This is a genomic window from Dactylosporangium sp. CA-052675, assembly GCF_050947935.1.
Lineage (GTDB): Bacteria > Actinomycetota > Actinomycetes > Mycobacteriales > Micromonosporaceae > Dactylosporangium.
This window is the reverse complement of the sequence record NZ_CP192010.1, coordinates 2,264,512-2,285,669: the sequence shown is the minus strand read 5'-3', so window position 1 is coordinate 2,285,669 and position 21,158 is coordinate 2,264,512. Positions and strand designations below refer to the sequence as shown.

14 protein-coding genes and 1 pseudogene are annotated in these 21,158 nt (G+C 72.4%); 9 read left to right on the top strand and 6 right to left on the bottom strand.

Features of this window, described 5'->3' with window-relative positions:
* Positions 1-292: 292 nt before the first annotated feature.
* Both ACQP1P_RS10245 and ACQP1P_RS10240 read right to left on the bottom strand, forming a co-directional pair.
* On the bottom strand, positions 293-571 hold the full coding sequence (locus ACQP1P_RS10245; RefSeq protein ID WP_433090487.1) for a hypothetical protein: 279 nt from the start codon (positions 569-571) through the stop codon (positions 293-295).
* A complete protein-coding gene (locus ACQP1P_RS10240) occupies positions 568-864 on the bottom strand; it encodes a hypothetical protein (protein ID WP_433090485.1) in 297 nt (98 codons plus the stop codon). The genes ACQP1P_RS10245 and ACQP1P_RS10240 overlap by 4 nt, the downstream gene beginning before the upstream one ends.
* A gap of 437 nt (positions 865-1,301) precedes the next feature.
* On the opposite strand from ACQP1P_RS10240, the gene ACQP1P_RS10235 reads away from it, so the two are divergent.
* The gene (locus tag ACQP1P_RS10235; RefSeq protein WP_433085341.1) at positions 1,302-3,035 is read left to right on the top strand and encodes an FAD-dependent monooxygenase; all 1,734 of its coding nucleotides are present in this window, start codon (positions 1,302-1,304) and stop codon (positions 3,033-3,035) included.
* Between the two features lie 571 nt (positions 3,036-3,606).
* Here ACQP1P_RS10235 and ACQP1P_RS10230 read toward each other — a convergent pair.
* A pseudogene (locus ACQP1P_RS10230) lies at positions 3,607-4,377 on the bottom strand (PP2C family protein-serine/threonine phosphatase); the annotation flags it as partial.
* 63 nt (positions 4,378-4,440) lie between these two features.
* On the opposite strand from ACQP1P_RS10230, the gene ACQP1P_RS10225 reads away from it, so the two are divergent.
* Positions 4,441-8,835: a LuxR C-terminal-related transcriptional regulator gene (locus ACQP1P_RS10225; protein WP_433085339.1), complete on the top strand. Its 4,395-nt coding sequence runs from the start codon at positions 4,441-4,443 to the stop codon at positions 8,833-8,835.
* 383 nt (positions 8,836-9,218) lie between these two features.
* On the opposite strand, the gene ACQP1P_RS10220 is transcribed toward ACQP1P_RS10225, so the two are convergent.
* Together ACQP1P_RS10220 and ACQP1P_RS10215 are read right to left on the bottom strand one after the other, a co-directional pair.
* Positions 9,219-10,583 (bottom strand): serine/threonine-protein kinase, encoded by a 1,365-nt coding sequence (locus ACQP1P_RS10220; protein WP_433085337.1) that lies wholly within the window; start codon positions 10,581-10,583, stop codon positions 9,219-9,221.
* Position 10,584: 1 nt separating this feature from the next.
* On the bottom strand, positions 10,585-11,583 hold the full coding sequence (locus ACQP1P_RS10215) for a LacI family DNA-binding transcriptional regulator (RefSeq protein ID WP_433085335.1): 999 nt from the start codon (positions 11,581-11,583) through the stop codon (positions 10,585-10,587).
* Between the two features lie 136 nt (positions 11,584-11,719).
* Here ACQP1P_RS10215 and ACQP1P_RS10210 point away from each other — a divergent pair, with 136 nt between their 5' ends.
* The 5 genes from ACQP1P_RS10210 to ACQP1P_RS10190 all read left to right on the top strand — a co-directional run bounded on the left by ACQP1P_RS10210 (position 11,720) and on the right by ACQP1P_RS10190 (position 17,057).
* On the top strand, positions 11,720-12,538 hold the full coding sequence (locus tag ACQP1P_RS10210) for a serine/threonine-protein kinase (protein WP_433085333.1): 819 nt from the start codon (positions 11,720-11,722) through the stop codon (positions 12,536-12,538).
* 177 nt (positions 12,539-12,715) lie between these two features.
* Positions 12,716-12,883 (top strand): LPXTG cell wall anchor domain-containing protein, encoded by a 168-nt coding sequence (locus tag ACQP1P_RS10205; protein ID WP_223102416.1) that lies wholly within the window; start codon positions 12,716-12,718, stop codon positions 12,881-12,883.
* 3 nt (positions 12,884-12,886) lie between these two features.
* Complete coding sequence (locus ACQP1P_RS10200; RefSeq protein WP_433085331.1) at positions 12,887-14,197, top strand: glycosyltransferase; 1,311 nt, start codon at positions 12,887-12,889, stop codon at positions 14,195-14,197.
* A gap of 62 nt (positions 14,198-14,259) precedes the next feature.
* Positions 14,260-15,432, top strand: a complete 1,173-nt coding sequence (gene wecB / locus ACQP1P_RS10195) for a non-hydrolyzing UDP-N-acetylglucosamine 2-epimerase (RefSeq protein WP_433085329.1) — start codon at positions 14,260-14,262, stop codon at positions 15,430-15,432.
* A 17-nt stretch (positions 15,433-15,449) separates the two neighbouring features.
* A complete protein-coding gene (locus tag ACQP1P_RS10190) occupies positions 15,450-17,057 on the top strand; it encodes a DUF2334 domain-containing protein (RefSeq protein WP_433085327.1) in 1,608 nt (535 codons plus the stop codon).
* A gap of 1,507 nt (positions 17,058-18,564) precedes the next feature.
* On the opposite strand, the gene ACQP1P_RS10185 is transcribed toward ACQP1P_RS10190, so the two are convergent.
* Complete coding sequence (locus tag ACQP1P_RS10185; protein ID WP_433085325.1) at positions 18,565-18,927, bottom strand: hypothetical protein; 363 nt, start codon at positions 18,925-18,927, stop codon at positions 18,565-18,567.
* A gap of 144 nt (positions 18,928-19,071) precedes the next feature.
* Between ACQP1P_RS10185 and ACQP1P_RS10180 the strand changes: the two genes are divergently transcribed.
* The gene (locus ACQP1P_RS10180) at positions 19,072-20,367 is read left to right on the top strand and encodes a hypothetical protein (RefSeq protein WP_433085323.1); all 1,296 of its coding nucleotides are present in this window, start codon (positions 19,072-19,074) and stop codon (positions 20,365-20,367) included.
* Positions 20,364-21,119, top strand: coding sequence for a 3-ketoacyl-ACP reductase (locus tag ACQP1P_RS10175; RefSeq protein WP_433085321.1), 756 nt, complete (start codon positions 20,364-20,366; stop codon positions 21,117-21,119). The genes ACQP1P_RS10180 and ACQP1P_RS10175 overlap by 4 nt, the downstream gene beginning before the upstream one ends.
* The last annotated feature ends 39 nt before the right edge of the window (positions 21,120-21,158 follow it).

Here is a 21,158-nt window from a genome sequence, read left to right as displayed (position 1 = left end):
CCGCTGGGCCGCTTTGGCGCTCTCGTTGTTCCGGCGCTCTCGTTGTTCCGGCGCTCTCGTTGTTCCGGCGCTCTCGTTGTTCCGGCGCTCTCGTTGCTCTGGCGCTCTTGTTGTTCCGGCGCGCTTGTTGCTCTGGCGCTCTTGTTGTTCTGGCGCTGGGTTGATTCGGCGCCGGGCCGCCCTGGCGCTGGATTGTTGGGCACTGGGCTGTTTTCGCGCTCGCCTGTTTCGCCGCTCGGCCGCTCCACCGCCCGCCGTCTCCGCCGCCAGGCCGTCCTCGCCGCTCGGTCGCTCACTGTTCGGCCGCGACGATCCGCCGGACCGCGTCGAGACGGTCGCGGCGCTCCTCGGCGGTGACGGTGCCGCGGATGACCTCGTCCAGCAGCAGTCCGTCGATCAGGCCGATGAGCAGCCGTCCGCGCTGCCGGGAGCCGGTGAGCGCCTCGGCCCGATCGACGAAGCCGTCCGCCAGCCGCGCCGCGGACTCCCCCAACTCCCTGCGCGCCTGCGGGTCGAGCATGAGCATGAACCGCGCCCGCGTCCGGTGCGAGGTCGCCCACTGTTCGATCACCTCGGCGAGGTAGCGACCCTCGGCGCCGGCGTGGATGCTGCCGTCGGCTTCAGCGTCGTCGGCTCCGGCTCCTGTTTTGGCTCCCGTTTTGGCTCCCGCTCCCACTCCGGCTCCCGGTCCCGCTCCGGCTCCCAATCCAGCTCCCGGTCCCGCTCCAGCTCCCGGTCCCGCTCCAGCTCCCGGTCCCGCTCCAGCTCCCGGTCCCGCTCCGGCTCCGGCTCCGGCTCCGGCTCCGGCTCCGGCTCCGGCTCCGGCTCCGGTGCGATCGTGACCCTCGGCGCCCGTGAGGTCACGGCGCTCGGCCTCGGCGAGATCGCGACCCTCGGTCCCGGCGAAGCGCTCGGCATCGGCGAGATCGAGTTCGGCGATGCGCTCGAGGGCGGCGGTGAGCAGGGCATTGCGCGTCGGAAAGTGATAGCTGCACGTACCTTGCGGCAACCCGGCGCGAGCATCAACGGCACGATGCGTGAGCGCGCGCACTCCTTCAAACCCGAGCACTTCGATAGCGGCGTCGGCGAGCCGGCTCTTGCGATCCGCGTCTCGTGGCTTCACGGCTCGGATGCTACAGGTGTAGCGTCTCTCACTACAGCTGTAGCGAATCCCGCACCCGGCACCGAGCCTGGCGCCCTTCACCGCGAGCGAAGTGACGCCCCGGACAGTGCGTTTCCGTTCGCCGCGCCATCTGTCCGCCCATCGGCCCGCACCATCAGCGCCATCCAGGGAGATCGAAATGCATGCGATCGTCGTCGGCGCCGGAATCGGCGGCCTGGCCACGGCCCGGGGTCTGCGACAAAGCGGCTGGGACGTCACGGTGCTGGAGCGCCAGCCACGCCTGGAGGCGGCCGGCGCCGGGCTGTCGTTGTGGCCGAACGCACTGCGCGCCTTGGACTGGCTCGGCGTGGGCGACCGCGTGAGGGCCGCCGGCGCGCCAATCACACACGGCGGCCTGCGCACCGCGCACGGCACCTGGCTCACTCGCGTGTCGATGTCCGGCCCAATCGTCGTACACCGCGCGGATCTGCACGAAATCCTGGCCGAGGGACTACAAGTGCACACCGGCGTGAACGTCACCGATGTGCGCACACTCGAAGCCGACCTGATCGTCGGCGCGGACGGAATCGGGAGTGTCGTGCGCGCGGCGTACGCCCCGGCTGCCCGCATCCGCAACAGCGGCCAGGTCTCATGGCGCGCGGTGACGACAATCGGCCCGACCGCTCCCGACGACGGCGGCAGCAACGGCGACGGCAGCACTAGCAACCGCGACGACGCCAGCGGCGACGGCGACGGCGGCGACGGCGGCAGCGGCGGCAGCGGCGACGGCGGCAGCGGCGGCAGCGGCGGCAGCGGCAGCGGCAGCGGCAGCGGCAGCGGCAGCGGCAGCGGCGGAGGCGGCAGCGGCGGAGGCGGCAGCGGCGGCGGCAGCGGCGGCGGCAGCGGCGGAGGCGGCGACGGCGGAGGCAGGGGCACCAACAGCAACGACAACCGCGACGATGGCGACAACAACAACGACAGCAGCCGCGGCAACGGCGACCAGGGCCACAGCCACGAGCGCGACGGCAACGGCGACCGGTTCCACGGCCACAGGCACGAGGGCAACGGCAACCACGGCCACAGGCGCGACGGCAACGACGACGGCCATGACCGCGACCGCAATGACGACGGCCATGACCGCGACCGCAATGACGACGGCCATGACCGCGACCGCAATGACGACCACGGCCGCGGGGGCGACGACGACGGCCCTGGCCGCGACGGCAACGACGACGGCCGTGCCCGCGACGGCAGCAGCGGCGACGAGGGCAGGAGCAGCATTGACGGCGGCAGCAGCAGGGGCGGGGGCGGCGGCGAGACCATAGGCCCAGCCGGCCTCCGCTTCGGCTACCTACCCATGGGGAAGCGCGGTGTGTACTGGTATGCCGTCGCACCCGCGCCCCTGCGCACCACGAGCCCGGCCGAGCAACTCAGCGAGCTGAAGCGCCTGTTCGGCGACTGGCACGAGCCGATCCCGCAACTGCTCGCCGCGACCGATCCGCGCACATTGCTGCACCATCCGCTGCTCGATTTGCACCCGGTGGCGCCGATGCGGTTCGGCGAGCGGGTGGCCCTGGTTGGCGACGCGGCCCATGCGATGACGCCGAACCTGGGCCAGGGCGCGTGCCAGGCGCTCGAGGACGCGGTGACGCTGGCCGCGCTCATGCCTCGCGCAGGCGCGAACACGGCGCCCCCGTCGGAGGTGGGGGCGCTGGTGGCGGGGGCTTTGGCGGAGTACGACAGGATCCGACGGCCGCGGGTGGCGTTTGTCGCACGGCGGAGTTGGCAGGTGGGCCGGCTCGCCGGAGCTCGGGGCGTCATGGGCGGTGCGGTATTGCGGACGCTCGCTCGGCTCACGCCCGCGAGGCTCACGGTGCGCGGTGCGGAGCGAATCTCGGCCTGGGAGCCACCCGAGCGAGCCGACCGTCGCTGATCGCGTCGCGACTGAGCCCGCAGGCGCGTTCACGCGAAGGGCGAGACTGGCGCACCATGTCCCCGTCGCGACCCGAACCAACAGGCCAAGCCCCACGCGCGTGCGATGCGAGCGACAAGACAAACGCTGCCGATACCGTCGCGACCCGAACCAACAGGCCAAGCCCCCACGCGCGTCCGACCCGAGCGACGAGACAGGCGCTGCCGATCCCGTCGCGGCTCGGGTCGCGTATTAGAACGTCACACCCGTCAGTGCCGCTTGCCGGCGGGCCGTATAGCTGATGCTCGGCGCACCCCTATCAGTGCTGCTAGCACGTCCGCATATGTGCTCGGCGCGAACTGAGAGCCGGGCGCTGCTCGTCGCGGACGGTCGCTTTGCGCACTTTCCGCTGTCCGTCTCTGTGTGTGCGCCTTTGCCCGGCGTGAGCGGAAACGGCGTGAACGGAAACGACGTGAACGGGGAGCCGGTTGCTCGGGATCTCGCTGCGTGAGTCGGCCTACGCGGGGAGGCGGGCGTTACTGATCTCGTCGCGGCCCAGCCAATGGCGGAGGCGGTGGCGCAGGCCCTTGCGCTCGGGTACGTCGTCGCCGACGATGTCCGCCACCACGGCGGTGATGTTGTCCGGGCCGCCCGCGCGCAGGGCGAGGTCGACCAGGCGATCGACGCACTCCTCGACGTCTGCGTACTCGCGCAGTGCCTCCTCGATCGTCTCCGCGCGCAGAACGCCCGACAGGCCGTCACTGCACAGCAGGTAGCGGTCGCCGGCTCGGGCGGCTGTCACGGAGTACATGGGATCGGTCGGCTGGCCCTGGAGCACCCGGCTGACCAGGGAACGCTGCGGGTGGGTGGCCGCTTCGTCGAGCGTGATGCGGCCTTCGTCCACCAGCAACTGTACGTATGTGTCGTCTTTGGTGATCTGCGCGAACTCGTCGCCGCGCAGCAGGTAGGCGCGGGAATCTCCAATGTGGACCAGGCCGATGCGGTCGCCGGAGAACAGGATCGCGGTCAAGGTCGTGCCCATGCCCAGCTTCGCCGGGTCCTCCTCGACCTCGTCGCGGATGCGGCGGTTGGCGTCGGAGACGGCCGTACGCAACGCTGTGAGCAGGTCGTTCCCGGCGAACTCCCCGTCGAGCGGGCCCATCGCCTCGATCGCGAGCCGGCTGGCGACGTCACCCGCTGCCATCCCGCCCATGCCGTCCGCGACGGCGAGGAGCCTGTCGCCCGCGAACACCGAATCCTGATTGGATGTGCGCACCAGGCCCGTGTCGGTGCGCGACGCCCAGTGCAGCGCGAGCGGTTCAGGTCCGCCGTCGACCACGTCCTCTGCGACACCCTCTGCCATGCCTGACAGCGTGCCGTATCGATACGGCGGGCGTCACTACGCACTTGTGCGTATCGTGGCCGCATGCCGACCGCCCCCTTCATCGGACGAGCGGCCCAGCTCGCCGAGATCGAGGCGGCGTGGGCGGCCCGGCGACCGGGGATCGTACTCATCACCGGCGAGGGCGGCAGCGGCAAGAGTCGGCTGGTCGCGGAGGCTTTGAGGCGCCTTGACCTGGCCGGGACGACAGTACTGCGCGGTTCCTCCCGTGCGCAGGGCGCCGCCCCGTACGACTGGCTGGCATCGGTCCTGACCGACCGCCCGGCGGCGACGCTCCCGGTCGAGGAGTCGCTGCTCAACCACCTGGCGCAACGATCACGGGACGCGGCCGAGCCGCGACTCGCCCCGGCGACGACATTGCGCGCGGCGGTCGACGTGGTGCGCGCGTTGTTGCGCGGTACTCCCCCGTCGAAGCCGAACTCGAACATCGACAATGGAGTTTCCGCTGCATTCGACGGCGGCTTCGGCATCGACCCGAGCGACCGAGAGGACGCCGACAACGGCGACCACCCCGGCCGCGGCTCCGGCACCGATGGTCCCGGCAACGGGTCACGCAGCAGCGCCGGGACCTGCGCCGGCCCTAGCGGCTCCGTTGGCGCTGGTGAGTCCGGCATGCCTTCCACCGCTCGCGTCGGCGGTGCCAGCACGAGCAACGACGGCATCGGCGGCGGTGCCAGCACGAGCGGCGGTGCCAGCGGCGGCAGTGTCAGCACGAGCGGCGGTACGAGCGGCGGTGCAAGCGGCGGCGTCAGCGCGAGCGGCAGCGCCAGCGGCGGCAGTGTCAGCGCGAGCGGCGGTGCCAGTGGCGGCATCAGCGCGAGCGGCGGTGCAAGCGCAAGCGGCGGTGCCGGCGCGAACAGCGACGGCATTGGCGGCGGCTCCCGCCTCGGGATCATCGTCGTCGAGGACCTGCACGATCTCGACCCGGCCAGCCTTTCGCTCGTCGCCGAGCTCGCGGCCGCGGCCGAGTCGCTGTGTGCGCTCATGCTCGTTACGAGCCGGCCGCCGCAGGAAGCCGCGTTCGCGCCGGCCGCCGCGCGCACATTGCGGCGTCTCGGAGGGTCGCCTTCTGTCCTTCGTGTGCATGTCGCGCCGTTCACCGCGCGCGAGACCGCTGAGCTGATCGAGGCCACGTACGGCAGTGCGCCCGCACCCGAGGCCGTCCGCGGCGCGCGGCGGCGCACCGGTGGGAACCCGTTCTGGCTGGCGGAGCTGCTCGCGGCGTACGACACCGCCGACGACCTGCCGGCCGCTCCGCTGCCCGCGCACGTCGTCGGGCTGCTGGTGGAGCCGCTGTCGAGCGAGCCCGCGCTGGTCGGCCGGGTCGCGCGGGCGGCGGCGCTGCTGGGCGACCCGGTGGAGAGCGACGTGCTGTTCCACGTGTGCGGCGGGGACGTCGAGCCCGCGCTGCGCCGGCTGCTCGACCTCGGCCTGCTGCTCATCGCGCCGGACCTGGCGCCGGCCGGGTCCCTGCGGTTCCGGCACCCGCTGCTGCGCGAGGCGCTCGCGGCCGGTGCCATGCCGCGCGAACGCACACGAGTGCACACACTCGCGCGCGGCCTGGCCGTCGAGTTGGGCGACGACGCCGCACTGGCCCGGCACGCGGCATCCCTGGGTCGTACGGCCGAAGCGCGCGCAGCCGCCGCCCGCGGAGCCGCCGCGAGTCTGGCCGCGGGCCTGCCGGAGGCGGCGGTGGAACTGGTCGCGCTGGGCCTGAGCCTGCCCGCGAAACCGAACCGCCCGACGATCGCGCAACCAAACGCACACGATCCGTTGTTCGCCGTGCGCAATCCACACCCTGATGCCGACGCCGCTGCCGAAGCGTCCGTTGCCGACGCGTTCGTTGCCGACGCGTCCGTTGCCGACGCTGCCGACGCCGCACCGAACCTTGCAGCCGAAACCGACGATGCGCGAGGCGGGCACTCCGGCGTGATCGAGGTGCCTAACGGCGAGACGTCCACGCACACAGACGTCCACGGTATGCACGAGAACGTGCACGGTATGCACGGTTTGCGCGCGAACGTGCATGACACGCGCAGCGACGGGCCGGTCGGACGCGACGTCGAACGGGGTGGGCACCACCACCTGACCGAAACGCACGACAGCGCGACACCTGCGCACGCAAACAGCCAGCACGACAGCGCGGCGCCTCCGGACGCGGGCGGGGAGATGCCGGCTCGCGGGAACGTGCCGGCTCGCGGGAACGTGCCGGCTCGCGGGAACGTGCCGGCTCGCGGGAACGTGCCGACGCGCGGGAACGTGTCGGCGCGCGGGAACGTGCACGACACGCGCGGCGACGGGCCGGTGGGGCGGGCGGATGCGCTTGGCGTGCATCTCCGAATGGGCGTCGATGCGCCCGACGAGGTTCGGGTTGTGCTTGCTGCCGTCGGGGCCGCGGCGGCGTTTGTCGCCGCGCGCTTCGAGGATGCGGCGAACTATGCGGGCGACTGGCTGCAGGAAGTACAGCAGACGGATGATCTCGACGGGACCGCTGACGCGCATCGGCGGCTCGCTGGGGTGCGCTGGTGTCTCGGGGACCGGGCCGGGCATCGGCGGTCGCTCGATCGGGCCGCGGCCGTCGGCGGGTCGGCGGCGTCGCGTGCGCGGCAGCGGGCGGCCGAGGCTGAGAGTGCCCTGCGTACCGAGGACGCCGCTCGCGTGCTGCCCCTCGCCGAGGCTGCGGTGGCCGCCGCCGAGCGGGCCGGGGTCGAGATTGCCGCGGCGTCCGTCACGCTCGGTACCGCGCTCGCGCTGACCGGGGACTTCGAGCGCGGGGTTGCGCTGTTGCGCGCGGCTCGGCAGCTCGCGGCGCGCGAGCACGATCCGATCACGATCGGGCGCGCGGTGCACAACCTGGTGGCCGTCAGCCTGCCACGGCTGGGCGAGGTGATGGGCTGGCGGCTGTTCGACGAGGCGATGGCGACTATTGCACGGTACGGGTTGGAATTCTGCGCGGGTCGGACCACAACGCTCGGAATCGCGCATGCGATGCGCACCGGGGACCTAGCGCGGGCCGAGGCGCTGGTCTGGTCGCGCCTGCCGATCGAGAGCGATCCGGTCGAGCGCGTTCGTTTCACCGCGCGGGCGGGACTGCTCGCTCTTGAGCGCGGCGACGATCCGCTCGCGGTGCGCATGCTCGCTCGCGCGGATGCGGAGGGTCGCGACTCGGGGCTGGTTCGGGTGCTGCGGGTGGCGGTGGCGGCACGGGGTGTACACCCGGCGGATCCTGCCGAGGCATTGCGCGACTGTGTCGGACGGTGTGGGCCGGGTCGGCTGGCCGAGGCCGCGCGCTGGGCGTTGCACGGCGGGGTGCCCGCGGCGGTGGTCGAGGAGCATGTGCCCGATCGGCCCGTCCGGCTGGAACTGCTGCTTGCGGTGGCTGCGGGCCGCGATGCCGACGCGCTCGACCTGCTGCCCGCGGCCCTTGCCGGCGAGGCGGTGCGCGAGGCGAGCGGTCGGGATAGTGCGAATGTGCGCGCCTTCGACGTCGGTGGCTTCGGGCCGGGAGGGTTCGGGGCGGGGGGTACGGGGATCATCGGGTTCGTTCCGGGCGTGCGCGGAGTCGGCGGTGGAGTTGGCGCTGGGGGCGGAGGCGGATTTGGCGGCGGAGTCGAAGGGGGACGCGGCGAACACCCCGGCGGCGGACGCGGCGAAGGTGCGGGTGGCGGACGCGGTGAAGGCGGACGCGGCGGCGAAGGCGGGGGCAGCGGACGCGGCGGCGTTGGCGGAAGCGGCGGCGTTGGCGGAAGCGGCGGCCGAGTCGGCGGCGGAAACGGAGTCGGCGAAGTCGGCGGAGGCGCTGGCGAAGGCCGCGTTGGCGGAGGCGGCACCGGTGGAGGCGTTGGCGGAGGCGGCACCGGTGGAGGCGTTGGCGGAGGCGGCACCGGTGGAGGCGTTGAGGGAGGCCGTACCGGTGGAGGCGTAGGCGGCAGGCGTCTTTCCCGTCGTGCGAGGGCCGGGGCTGTCACGGACGGTGTCGGGGCGGACGACGAAGTCGGTGCCGCGATGGCGACGGGCGCCGCGGCCGCCGCGATGGGAGACGACGGCGGGCGGGCCGAGGAGGCGGCGGTGCACACGGCTGTGGCCCACGCGCTCGTACGGCTCGGGCGCGCCGGGGAGGCCCGGCGGCACGCCGAGCGCGCGGTGGCGTTGCTCGCGCACTGGCCCGGATGGCGCCTGGCCGAGGCCGAGACGCTGCTGCACAGCCTGCGCGCCGGTGGCGACCTCACCGCGCGGGAGATCGAGGTGCTCGGGTGCCTCGCCGCGGGGATGACGAACCAGCAGGTCGCGAGCGCGCTCGGGATCTCGGTCCGGACGGTCACCGTGCACGTCTCGAATCTTCTGCGGAAGACTGGTGCGGCTTCTCGGACGGAGGCGGCGCTGTGGGCGGTACGGCACCGGCTGGCCCCGGAGCGCTGACCGGCCGGGCGCGCTCCGGGCAGACCCGGGCGGAACCAGCAGACTCTGACATATACGAAATATCCGATAAGTCGCGGCGCGGAGCGCCCGACTTATCGGACCAAACCGCACCGGCCTGAGCCACACCCGAAGCCACACGAGCCGGAGACGAGAAGAGCGGCAGCACCCGACCGACAGGTACGAGCCGTGGACGATGGAGCGTCACGTCGTATCGGAAAGTTCGCAGTGCGGAGCGCCCGACCTACCGGCCCGAGCCACGCCGAAGCCGCATCAGCCGGAGACGACATGAGCCGGAGACGACATGAGCCGGAGACGACAAGAGCCGGAGACGACAAGAGCGGCAGCACCCGACCTGACAGGTACGAGCCGTGCACGGTGGAGCGTCACGTCGTGAAGGTGCGGCCGAACTGGACCACCGCCGCGTCGAGCTCCTCGTACGCCGCGTCGCTGATCGACTGGTCCCGCGTGCGGTCGAAGAGGTTCCGGCGCAGCACCTCGATCCGCCGCGCCGCGTCCGTCGAGTCCGACAGCAGGTTGTTGATCTGGTTGCGGATGTCCAGCGCCACGTCCGAGCGGATCTCCCCGGCCTGCGAGCGCCGGTCCACGATGTCCAGCACCGCCCGGCCCGCCGCCGGGCGGGTCAGCGGCGACGGCTGGGCCGCCGGCGACGCGGGCGGGCTCGCCGGGCCGCCGGTGGTCGGCGGGCCGGATCGGCGGGGCTGGGTGGCCGGCGCGGGCGTGGACTGGCCGTTCGTGGGGGCCGGCACGACCGACACGAGGATGCTGACCGTCGGTGCGGGGGCCGCGTGCTGGCCGGGGCCCGGGTCCGGGGTGTCGTCGTGGAACAGGAGCACGGCCAGTACCGCGGCGGCCACCAGGACCGGGACGGCCACCAGCGCCCGGCGGCGGGTGATCAGCGCGGACGTCCCGGACTTCGCCCCGAGGATGCTCGCCATCTCGGCGGCCGTCGGGCGGCGCAGGGGGTCGGCGGCCAGGCAGCGCAGGCACACGGCGGCGGCCGCGGCGGGCAGGCCGGGGACGTTGAGGGCCGGGCGGCGCTCGGCGGCCAGGGCGCGCTCGAGCTCCTCCCAGGTCGCGGCCGGGTAGGGCGGGGCGCCGGTGAGCATCTCGTAGAACAGCACGCCCAGGGCGTAGACGTCGGTCGCGCCGCTGGCGGGGGCGCCGGTGAGGCGCTCGGGCGCGACGTACGGCGGGGTGCCGAACGTCATCGCCTCCTCCCGCTGGCCGATGTCGGCCGCGATGCCGAAGTCGAGCAGGCGCACGCCGTCGGTGGTGAGCATGACGTTCTCGGGCGTGACGTCGCGGTGCACGACGCCGCGGCGGTGGGCGGCGTGCAGGACGTCGGCGACCGTGGCGGCGACCGCGACCGCCTCGGGCACCGGCATGGGGCCCCGCTCGAGGCGCGCGGCGAGGGAGATGCCGTCGAGCAGCTGCATCACCACGTACGCGGCGATGCGCCCGCGCGGGGTGACCGTCTCGCCGTAGTCGTACACGCCGATGGCGTTGGGGTGCTCGATGCGGGCCGCGGCCCGGGCCTCGCGGCGGATGCGGTCGCGCTGGCCGCCGTCGGACGCGATGGGGCCGTCGAGGACCTTGACCGCGACCGTGCGCTCCAGGGTCGAGTCCCAGGCGCGCCAGACGACCGACATGCCGCCCGCACCGACGGGCTGTTTGAGGATGTAGCGGCGGGCGAGGATGTCGCCCTCCCGCAGCTGAGCATCGCGCATCCTACGTGGATGCCCGCACAACGAGCTCGGTCGGCAGGATCGGGTTGTCGCTGTCCGGGTCGAGCAGCAGTGCGGCGGCGACCGCGCCGAGCTCCTCGACGGGCTGGCGGACCGTGGTGAGGGCGGGCGCGGTGAAGGCCGCGAGCGGGGCGTCGTCGAAGCCGACCACGGCCACGTCCTCGGGCACCCGGCGGCCGGACTTGCGCAGCGCCTGGAGGGCGCCGGCGGCCATGGCGTCGGAGGCCACGAAGAGCGCGTCGAGGCGCGGGGTGCGATCGAGCAGCCAGGCGGCGGCGTGGCCACCGGACGGGGTGGTGTAGTCACCGTACGCGATCAGGGGCTGCCGGCCGGCGGCGATCACGGCCCGGCGGTACCCGTCGAGGCGGTCGGCGGCCGCGGGTGAGTCCGGCGGGCCGGCGATCGTGGCGATGGTCCGCCGGCCCCGCAGGAGCAGGTGCTCCACGGCCTGCCGGGCGCCGTCGCGGTTGTCGACGTCGGCATACGGCACCGACAGCTCCGGGCGGCCCGCGGAGCGCAGCGGCACCCGGGACGCGGCCAGCGACACGGCGAGCGGGTGCTGCCCGGGCGCGCCGACGAGCAGCACGCCGGCGACCCCGCCCGCGGTCAGGAACTGGGTGGAGCTGGCCACCGTGCCGCGCGTGGCGGACATGGTGAGCAGCGGCACCCCGCGGGCCGACAGCTCCTCCTCGGCCCCGGCGAGCAGCCGCGCGACGAAGCCGTCGCGGAACAGCCGGGCCGCCGGCTCGAACACGACGGCGGCCACGGGCAGGCCCGCGGCCTGGCGGTCGACCCGGCGCGGGGCACGATGGCGGACGTACCCGAGCTGGGCGATGGCGTCGTGCACCGACACCCGGGCGGACGTGCTGACCCGCACCCGGCCCGTGAGGACGCGGGACACGGTGGCGGCGGAGACCCCCGCGGCGGCGGCGACCTCGGTGACGGTGGGTGATGGTGCAGGCTCGGCGGTGTGCTCAGGCATCAAGTCTCCTGTGGGAGCGATTCCTGCGGTCAGCGTCAGTCAGAGTTACCGCGATGTCAACTATAGGTTTCGATCACACTTATGAACTTCGTCAGGGCTATCGCTAGCACGACCGGATAAGGAATAGTCGTCGTCTGTGTCCGGGATCGAGGTTGGCCGCAGGGTGCTCGACCGCTACCTGCTGGTCCGCCCGATCGCCCGGGGCGGGATGTCGCTGGTCTACGAGGCCGTCGACCTCGAGCGGATCCGGCCGGCGGCGGTGAAGGTACTCGCACCGGCGTTCGCGAACAACACCCGGGCCTGCCACGCGGCGCGGCGGGAGCCGCACCTCATGCAGCGGATGCGCCACCCAACGGTGCCGAAGGTCTTCGCGTTCGGCGAGATCGAGGCCGAGGGCGTCTGCGTGCCGGCCGTCGCGATGGAGCTGCTCAACGGGGTGCCGCTGGCCACCCGCCTCGCCGAGGGCTCGGTGCCCTGGCAGGAGGCGGTGGAGATCGCGGCCTCCGTCGCCGAGCTGCTCGCCGTCGCGCACCGCCGCGGCATCGCGCACCGGGATTTGACGGCCGACAATGTCATGTTGACCACGGCCGGTGTAAAGATCATCGACTTCGGGCTCGCGGTGCCCTTCGCGCACCCGTCGGCGTCGCGGGTCGAGCACGCTCCGGCGTGGGACGTGTACGCGCTCGGTGTCCTGCTGTACCACATGCTCACCGGCCGCTCGCCCCACGCGCCCGGCGCCCGCCTGCTGCAGGCCGCCCCGACGCCCGTGGTGCTCACCCCCGGCGTGCCCCGGTCCGTGGCCGAGCTGTGCCGACAGTGCATGGCCAAGCGCCCCGGCGAGCGGCCGGACAGCGCCGCCGTCGCGCTCTCCCTGTGGGCCGAGTTCGCCCCCGGCTGGCAGCAGCCCCGGGACCTCACCGAGAGCTACGGCACACCGTCCCGACACGGTGTGTAATCGCCAGGTTTTGCCTGCGTAAGCGCCCTGTCGGGTGCTCGGTTGGACTTCCCCCCGGCGACCCTGTCACCCATTGTGATCGGCGCGGCGGCAAGCCAAGCTTCTCGGACAAGGTGCACGACGGTTGCCAGCACGGAGCCGCCGGGCACACCACCGGATAGCCGAGGGGAAGCTGTCATGTCAGGTTCGAAGGTCACCGGCGTGGTCGTGACCGGCGGAGCCACCGCCGGGTCGCTGCCCGTCACCGGAAGCCCGGTCTTCGCCATCGTCGTCGCCGGGATCGCGCTCGTGGTCACCGGCTTCCTGATGGTCCGGGCGTCGCGCTTCAACCGCAGCGCCGCCTGAGCGATGACGGCGATCCTTCTGGTCGGCTTCGCGCTGCTGACGCTGTGGCCGGCGTACAACCTGGCGCTGGTGGCGTTCTCCGCCGGCGATGCGGCCACCGCCGGACGCCGCCGCCGGCGCGATGCCATCGCGCCGAACGGCAACGAGCCGCTGACCTTCTGGATCGTCGTGCCCGCCCTCAACGAGGAGCGGGTGGTCGGCCGGACCGTCGGCGCCGCCCTGGCGCTGAGCGGTCCGGAGGGCACACGCACCAGGGTCCTGGTGGTCGATGACGGATCGGACGACGGCACCCCGGACGTCCTGGCCGCCATCGACCACCCGGGCCTGACGGTCCTGCGCCGCGACTTCCCCAACGCCCGCAAGGGCAAGGGCGAGGCGCTCAACGCCGCCTTCCGGGCGATCCGGGACCTGACGCTGGTCAACGGCGAGGACCCGTCCCGGGTCGCGGTCGGGGTCATCGACGGCGACGGGCGGGGCAGCGCCAACCTGCTGCCGGAGATCTCGCGGCTCATGCGGGACCCGCAGGTCGGCGCGGTGCAGGTGCGCGTGCGCATCCACAACCGCGACAAGGTGCTCGGGGCCGTGCAGGATCTCGAGTTCGCCGCGATCGCCAACGCCAGCCAGCTGCTGCGCGACGCGGCGGGCACGGTCGGCCTCGGCGGCAACGGGCAGTTCGCCCGGCTGTCGTCGCTGATGCAGCTGGGCAACGCGCCCTGGTCGCACTGCCTGGTCGAGGATCTCGAGCTCGGACTGCGCATGCACCTCAACGGGGAGCGGATTCGGTACACCTCGCTGGCCCACGTCAAGCAGCAGGGCCTGGTGGACGTCAAGCGCCTGGTCCGGCAACGGACACGCTGGGCCCAGGGCAACCTGCAGTGCGTGTCGTACGTCCCGAGGCTGATCGCCTCGCGCAAGATCCGCAACCACGCGCTGCTGGAGATGCTCTACTACCTGCTCGCGCCGTGGATGAACGCGTTCGGCACGGCGGCGGTGTTCGGGCTGTGGGGGTACGCCATGTGGCACCTGATCCCGGGCCACGGGGACACCTTCCTGATCCACTCGTGGGGCCAGATGGGCGAGGTCGCGCTCTTCTGGGTCGTCGGGATGACGGTGCCGGGGCTGGTCTGGGCGCTCGTGCACCGCGTGCAGCTGCGCGACGAGACCACGCCGACGCTGCTCAAGGCGGCCCTCGCCTACCCGTTCTTCCTGCTGCTCGGCCTCGTGGCGACCTGGCGGGCGATCGGCCGGCAGGTGGCGCGGCGCAACGCCTGGGCCAAGACCGAACGGCTCGCCGAAGAGCCGGTCGCCGCCTGAACGGTACGACAAGGATTTATCCGCACGGATGCGGCACTTACTCCTCGCAAGGTGACGCACACATGCTTCCTGAAGTCTTCCTGATCGCCGGTACCCGTCCCGAGGCCATCAAGCTCGCCCCCGTCGCGGCCGCCATGCGCGCCGCCGGCCGTCTCAGCCCGGTCCTGGTCGCCAGCGGCCAGCACCCGACGATGGTGACGCAGGCCCTGGCCGCCTTCGACGTCGAGGCGGACGTGACCCTGCCGCTGCAGCGCGTGACCGGCAGCCAGCCGGAGCTCCTCAGCGAGATGATCAAGCAGCTCGACGCGCTCCTGGAGACCCGCAAGCCCGCCGCCGTGATCGTGCAGGGCGACACCACCACGACGCTCGCCGGCGCGATGGCCGCGTTCTGGCGCCGCATCCCGGTCGTGCACCTCGAGGCCGGCCTGCGCTCCGGCGACCTGGACTCGCCGTTCCCGGAGGAGGCCAACCGCAAGCTCGTCGGCCAGCTCGCGGCGCTGCACCTCGCCCCGACCGCGCTCGCCGCGACGAACCTGCTCGACGAGAGCGTGGCCCCGTCCAACGTGCTCATCACCGGCAACACCGTGGTGGACGCGGCGCTGGAGATCGCGGCGAAGGAGCTGCCGTTCGACGACGCCGGCGTCGCCGCCGCGGTCGACGCCGCCGAGCACGGCGAGGCGCGCCTGGTGCTGGTCACCGCGCACCGCCGCGAGTCGTGGGGCGAGCCGCTGGATCGCATCCTCGGCGCGGTGCGCCGCCTGGTCGAGGCGTACCCCGACATCCGGGTCGTCCTGCCGGCCCACGCCAACCCGGCGGTCCGGGCCCAGGTCGAGGCCGGCCTCGCGGGCGTGCCGCGGGTGACGATCACCGACCCGCTGCCCTACCCCTCGCTGGCCCGGCTGCTCTCCCGCGCCTACCTGGCCCTGACCGACTCGGGCGGCATCCAGGAGGAGGCCCCGTCCTTCAAGGTTCCGGCACTGGTACTGCGTGAGGTCACCGAGCGCGTCGAGTCCCTCCAGGCCGGCTGCGCCAAGCTGGTCGGCACCGACGAGGACCTGATCGTCGCCGAGGCCGCGAAGCTGCTCGACGACCCGATGCTGCGGCAGTCGATGACCGCCAGCGGCAACCCGTACGGCGACGGTCTCGCGTCGCAGCGCACCGAGCAGGCGGTCGCCGCCATGCTCGGCCTCGCACCCATCCCCTCCCCGATGCCCACGTCCGCCTCGCTCGTCTGATTGGGATCAGTTCGCTCATGCGCAAGCTGTCAGCTCTGCTCGGCCTCGTGCTCGCCGCGGTGCTCGGCCTCGCCGCTCCCGCGGCCCCGGCCCTGGCCGCGACCACCGCGAAGACCGTCTCCGGCGCCGGCGCCACCGGCTCCAGCGCCTCGACGAAGACGCTCGTCCTCTACGACTACACCGGCGAGTACGCCTGGCTCGGCGAGGACTACGGGATGATGGCCACGAACCTCGTCTCGCACTTCGGCGCCTGGACCGCGCACCCGGTCGGCACCTACACCAAGGGCGAGCTGGAGAAGTACAGCGCGGTCGTCTACGTCGGCTCGACGTACGACGAGCCGATCCCGGCCGCCTTCCTCGACGACGTGCTGGCCACGAGCAAGCCGGTGGTGTGGCTGTACGACAACATCTGGCAGCTGACCGCGCGCTCGGCGGACTTCGCGGCGAAGTACGGGTACACCTGGAAGGGCTTCGACGTCTCCACCGTCGCCGAGGTCGACTACAAGGGCACCGCGCTGACCCGCGACACCCGCAACCTCGCCGGCATCATGGACTACGCCGTCTACGACAGCGCCAAGGCGGTCAGCGTGGCCGACGCCGTGCGCGCCGACGGATCGAAGTTCCCCTGGGGCATCAAGTCCGGCAACCTGACCTACATCGGCGAGATCCCGTTCTCCTACATCACGTCGAACGACCGGTACCTCGCGTTCTCGGACCTGCTCTACGACGTGCTCGCCCCGCGGACCGCCGCGCGGCACCGCGCCCTGGTCCGCATCGAGGACGTCGGCCCCGACGCCGACCCGGCCGAGCTGCGCGCCGTCGCCGACTACCTGTCGAGCAAGAAGGTCCCGTTCACCGTCGCCGTCTACAGCCGCTACCGCGACCCGAAGGGCGTGAACAACAATGGCAAGGCCGAGGACTACACGCTGCGTCAGCGGCCACTGGTGGTCAGCGCCCTGAAGTACATGCAGAGCAAGGGCGGCACGCTGCTCATGCACGGCTACACGCACCAGCTCGACGCGCTGAACAACCCGTACGACGGCGTGAGCGCGAACGACTTCGAGTTCTTCCTCGCCCACGTCGACGCCAACGACGCCGTCATCTACGACGGCCCGGTGAAGAACGACTCGGCCCTGAACGTGACCGCTCGCGTCACCGCCTCCCGCGCCGACTGGCTCATGGCCGGCCTCTCCCAGCCGACCATCTTCGAGCCGCCGCACTACGCCGCCTCGGCGCTGGACTACAAGACCATCAACACGCTCTTCGGCGTCCGTTACGACCGCGGCCTCTATTTCCCGGGCGTGCTCTCGGGCACCACGGTGGACAACCGCGTCGCCCACATGGTCGGCCAGTACTTCCCGTACACCGTCCGCGACGTCTACGGCTCGACGATCATCCCGGAGAACATCGGCAACATCGAGCCGGAGCCGTTCAACCAGCACCCGGCCGTGCTGCCGGCCGACCTCATCGCGAACGCGAAGGCGAACCTGGCCGTCCGCGACGGCGTGGCGAGCTTCTTCTACCACCCGTACCTGGGCACGTCGTACCTCAAGTCGACCGTCGAGGGCATCCAGTCCCTGGGCTACACGTTCGTCTCGGCGTCGTCGATGACCACGGTCGCCTGACGCGTTCCTCCTTCCGCACTTCGGCTCGACGAGGCCGGACCCCGCCCCCGGGTCCGGCCTCCGCCGTTGTGTGAGCCCCCTCGCCGCACACAACGGCCGCGCGGCCGGCGGTGGCCGGTCGCCGGCGTCACCGGGGTGCCACTCCCCCGCATCTCCCCCGCATCGCGCAGCGTCGCGGCGCAGCGCTGGACGCCGACCGCCCCCGTGGCGCTCGGTGTCCGCGCGGCGCCAAGCACCCCCGTGGCGCTCGGTGCCCATACGGCGCTGAGTGCCCCCGTGGCGCTCGGTGCCCGTGCGCGTCCGCGGCGCCTCACCTCGCATGGCACTCACTGCGAGGCGCACGATGCCGAAGCGCCGCCGAAGCGCTGGACGCCGACCACCCCGTGACGCTCGGTGTCCATCCGGCGCCAAGCGCCCCCGTGGCGCTCGGTGCCGGTGCGCTGCGGCCGTGACGGGTCCTCAGCGCTGATCCTGCTCGCGTTGAGGGTGCGTGCTCGTCACGTAGATCGGAGCGTGACTCGGCCGAGTCCAGTGCTGTCGTCGTGCCGGGTGCTGACGTGCCGAAGCGCTGGCGTGCGGAAGTGCTGGCGTGCGGATGTGCTGGCGTGCGGAAGTGCCGGCGTGCTGGTCGGTGTTGACGGTGTGGTCGAGAAGGGACAAGAGTCGCGGATCAGTGGGTGTCGCCTTGGCGTCGCGGCGAATCCGGGCGTGGTGTTGTCGTTGAGCCGTGGGATCCAGGGCGTGATGTCGCCGTTGGGCCGGAGCGAACCCGGGCGTGAGGTCGCGAGGGGTCGCGGGCGTACCGGTCGGGACGTCTCCGTCGGGTTGCGGCGGTCCCGGGCGTGACGCGGCGGGCGGGGACTGGGCCGACCCTGCGCGGCGGGTCGGCCCGGCCCCGCACTGGGCGGCGCGGCGTGGCCTTCGCGGCGGCGTACGCACTCCGGCGCGGTGCGGGTTCCGCGCGAAGCAAGGAGCGCGGGCAGCCGCGAGGACGGCGCGGCCGTTCCGGCGTCGCCCGGCGTTCGGGAATCTCAGGGGCGGCCCGGTGGGCCGCGGGTGATGGTGTGGTCGTCTGGCCGGCGGCCGACGGATGGAGCCGGGATTTCCTTGTCGCTCACGAGTTCCAGCTTTCCCCTCCCGCCGCCCCCGCGGAAGAGAAACTTCCAGCCTGTGGATAACCCGTAACGTCGCAGGTAGAAGCGCGACAAGGGCAGGCGCGAGACACCGGCCCGAGTGAGCAACGCGCGAGAAGGCGAGGTGCAGAGGCCGGGGACTGCAGACACCACGCGCGAGAAGGCGAGGTGCACGGGCCGGGCACTGCAGACACCACGCACGAGAAGGTGAGGTGCACGGGTCGGGCACTGCAAACAACACTCGCGAGAAGGCTAGGTGCAGAAGTCGGGGACCGTAGACACCACGCGCGAGCAGGCAAGGTGCAGAGGTCGGGGTCGCGGACACCACGCGCGCGGGGGGAGGAGAGGCGCGGGAGACCGGCCGGCCGTGGGGCTCAGTGCTCCAGGAGCAGGTGGGGCATCAGGCGTTCGATGGCGTTCAGGTCGTACACGCGGCGGATTTCTGTCACCAGGCCCGCCTCGTTCACGGTCAGGAACTCCGCCAGGCGGAAGGTCTCGCCCGACAGGGTGCAGTCGTAGACCAGGGCGGCCCGGCGGTCCAGGACCGTCTCGGCGAAGACCGTCACCGAATCCAGGGCGGCGGCGTAGTCCGTCAGGAGTTCGATGAAGTCGCCGTCCGGGTCCAGGTTCGTCTCGATCGCCGGGGCCGCTGCCAGGAGTTTGAAGAGGTCGGTCGTGCGTCCCGTGGTCCAGGCGGTGACCCAGCGGGCGGTGACGTCCTCCACCGCGATGTCCATCGCCGCATATCCTCGCACGCGCCGGTCGAGCCCTCGCATCCGCTCGGCGGACGACACGGCCCGAGCGGGTGGCGCAACGCCAGGAGGTTCGGGACAGGACGCCGGGGCTTTCAGGAAAGGGCTTTCCTCGGTAACATCCCCCGCATGCTGCGCACCGAATCGGGGCTCACCGGCAAGGACCTCGTTGCCGACGTCGAGCGGATGTTCGAGCTCTCCGCCGGGAAGATCCTGGCCCTCGACCCTCACGGCGGGGGCGGCTCGCCGGTGTTCACCGTCGACGGGCGGTACACGGCCCGCGGCTGGACCGAGTGGACGCAGGGGTTCCAGGTCGGCTCGGCGCTGCTGCAGTTCGACGCGACCGGCGACGAGCGCTTCCGGACCCTCGGCCTCGAGCAGACCAGAACCCTGATGGCGCCGCACGTCAGCCACGTCGGCGTGCACGACCACGGGTTCAACAACGTCAGCACGTACGGTGCGATTCTGCGCCTGGTCGGCGAGGGCCGCGTCGAGGAGACCGAGCGGGCCGCGGCCGAGCTGGCGCTGAAGGTCTCCGGCGCGGTCCAGGCCGCGCGCTGGCAGAAGATCGAGGACGGCACCGGGTACATCTACAGCTTCAACGGCCCCCAGTCCCTGTTCGTCGACACCATCCGGTCGTGCCGCTCCCTCGCCGTCGCCCACCGGCTCGGGCACGTGCTGATGGGCGAGCACGACGAGCGGATCGACCTGCGGGAGCGGATGCGCCAGCACGCGTACAACACCGCCAAGTACAACGTCTTCTACGGCACCGGGCGCGACGCCTACGACGTGCGCGGGCGCACCGTGCACGAGGCCCTGTTCAACGTCAGCGACGGGCGGTTCCGGGCGCCGAGCACGCAGCAGGGGTACTCCCCCTTCTCGACCTGGACGCGCGGCCTGGCCTGGGCGATGCTCGGCTTCGCGGAGCTGCTCGAGCTCGAGCACGACGACGTCTTCGAGGAGGCCGCGCGGGCCACGTGCGACTTCTACATCGGCTCGTCGCCGGCCGACGGGGTGCCCTACTGGGACACCGGCGCCCCCGGGATCGCGCGGCTCGACCTCGACGCGCCCGCGGACCCGTTCAACGAGCACGAGCCCGTCGACTCCAGCGCCGCCGCGATCGGGGCCCAGGGCCTGCTGCGGCTCGGGCGCGCGCTCGGCGAGGAGCGGTACACCCAGGCCGGCCTGACGGTCGCGAGCACGCTGCTGCGGGAGCCGTACCTGAGCACCGACCCGGGCCACCAGGGCCTCCTGCTGCACTCGGTCTACCATCGCCCCAACGGCTGGGACCAGGTCCACGAGGGCCAGCGGGTGCCCAACGGCGAGTCGAGCATGTGGGGCGACTACCACCTGCGCGAGCTCGGCCTCTACCTGCTCCGCCTCGACAACGGGCCGTACTACACCTTCTTCGGGGGCACCGCGTGAGCGCCGCCCTCGTCACCGGGGCCTCCCGCGGGATCGGCCGGGGCATCGCGCTGGCGCTGGCCCGGGCCGGCTGGGACGTCGTGGTCAACTACGCGAGCAACGCCGACGCCGCGGCGCGGGTCGCGGCCGAGGTCGAGCGGCACGGGGCGAAGGCGGCCACGGTACGGGCCGATCTCGCCGAGTCCGCGGACCGCGCCCGGCTCGTGGCGGAGGCCTACGCGGCCTTCGGCGACATCGAGCTGCTCGTGAACAACGCCGGTGTCGCGCCGGACGTGCGCGCCGACATCCTCGAGGCCGGCGAGGAGTCGTTCGACCGGCTCGTCGGGATCAACCTCAAGGGCCCCTACTTCCTGACCCAGCTGGTCGCCAACCGCATGATCGCCGCCGGCACCGCGGGCCGCATCGTGACCATCTCCTCGATGAGCGCCTACACCGCGAGCGTCAACCGCGGCGACTACTGCGTCACGAAGGCCGGCCTGGCGATGCTCACCAAGCTGTACGCCGCGCGCCTGGCCGAGCACGGCATCACCGTGTACGAGGTGCGCCCCGGGATCATCGCCACCGACATGACCGGCGGCGTCAAGGAGAAGTACGACCGGCTGATCCTCGACGAGGGCGTGACCCCGATCCGCCGGTGGGGCACCCCGGACGACGTGGGCAAGGCGGTGGTCGCGATCGCGAGCGGGCTGCTGCCCTTCTCCACCGGCCAGGTCATCGACGTCGACGGAGGGTTTCACCTCAAGACGTTGTAGAGCGCGTCAATGCCGCGATTCGGTTGTCATGGCACCCGG

What these genes read in the sequence shown, in the direction of transcription:
- ACQP1P_RS10235 (WP_433085341.1), top strand. Translation starts at nt 1,302, where the DNA reads ATGCATGCGATCGTCGTCGGCGCCGGAATCGGCGGCCTGGCCACGGCC.
- ACQP1P_RS10225 (WP_433085339.1), top strand. Translation starts at nt 4,441, where the DNA reads ATGCCGACCGCCCCCTTCATCGGACGAGCGGCCCAGCTCGCCGAGATC.
- ACQP1P_RS10220 (WP_433085337.1), bottom strand. Translation starts at nt 10,583, where the DNA reads ATGCGCGATGCTCAGCTGCGGGAGGGCGACATCCTCGCCCGCCGCTAC.
- ACQP1P_RS10215 (WP_433085335.1), bottom strand. Translation starts at nt 11,583, where the DNA reads ATGCCTGAGCACACCGCCGAGCCTGCACCATCACCCACCGTCACCGAG.
- ACQP1P_RS10205 (WP_223102416.1), top strand. Translation starts at nt 12,716, where the DNA reads ATGTCAGGTTCGAAGGTCACCGGCGTGGTCGTGACCGGCGGAGCCACC.
- ACQP1P_RS10200 (WP_433085331.1), top strand. Translation starts at nt 12,887, where the DNA reads ATGACGGCGATCCTTCTGGTCGGCTTCGCGCTGCTGACGCTGTGGCCG.
- wecB (WP_433085329.1), top strand. Translation starts at nt 14,260, where the DNA reads ATGCTTCCTGAAGTCTTCCTGATCGCCGGTACCCGTCCCGAGGCCATC.
- ACQP1P_RS10190 (WP_433085327.1), top strand. Translation starts at nt 15,450, where the DNA reads ATGCGCAAGCTGTCAGCTCTGCTCGGCCTCGTGCTCGCCGCGGTGCTC.
- ACQP1P_RS10185 (WP_433085325.1), bottom strand. Translation starts at nt 18,927, where the DNA reads ATGGACATCGCGGTGGAGGACGTCACCGCCCGCTGGGTCACCGCCTGG.
- ACQP1P_RS10180 (WP_433085323.1), top strand. Translation starts at nt 19,072, where the DNA reads ATGCTGCGCACCGAATCGGGGCTCACCGGCAAGGACCTCGTTGCCGAC.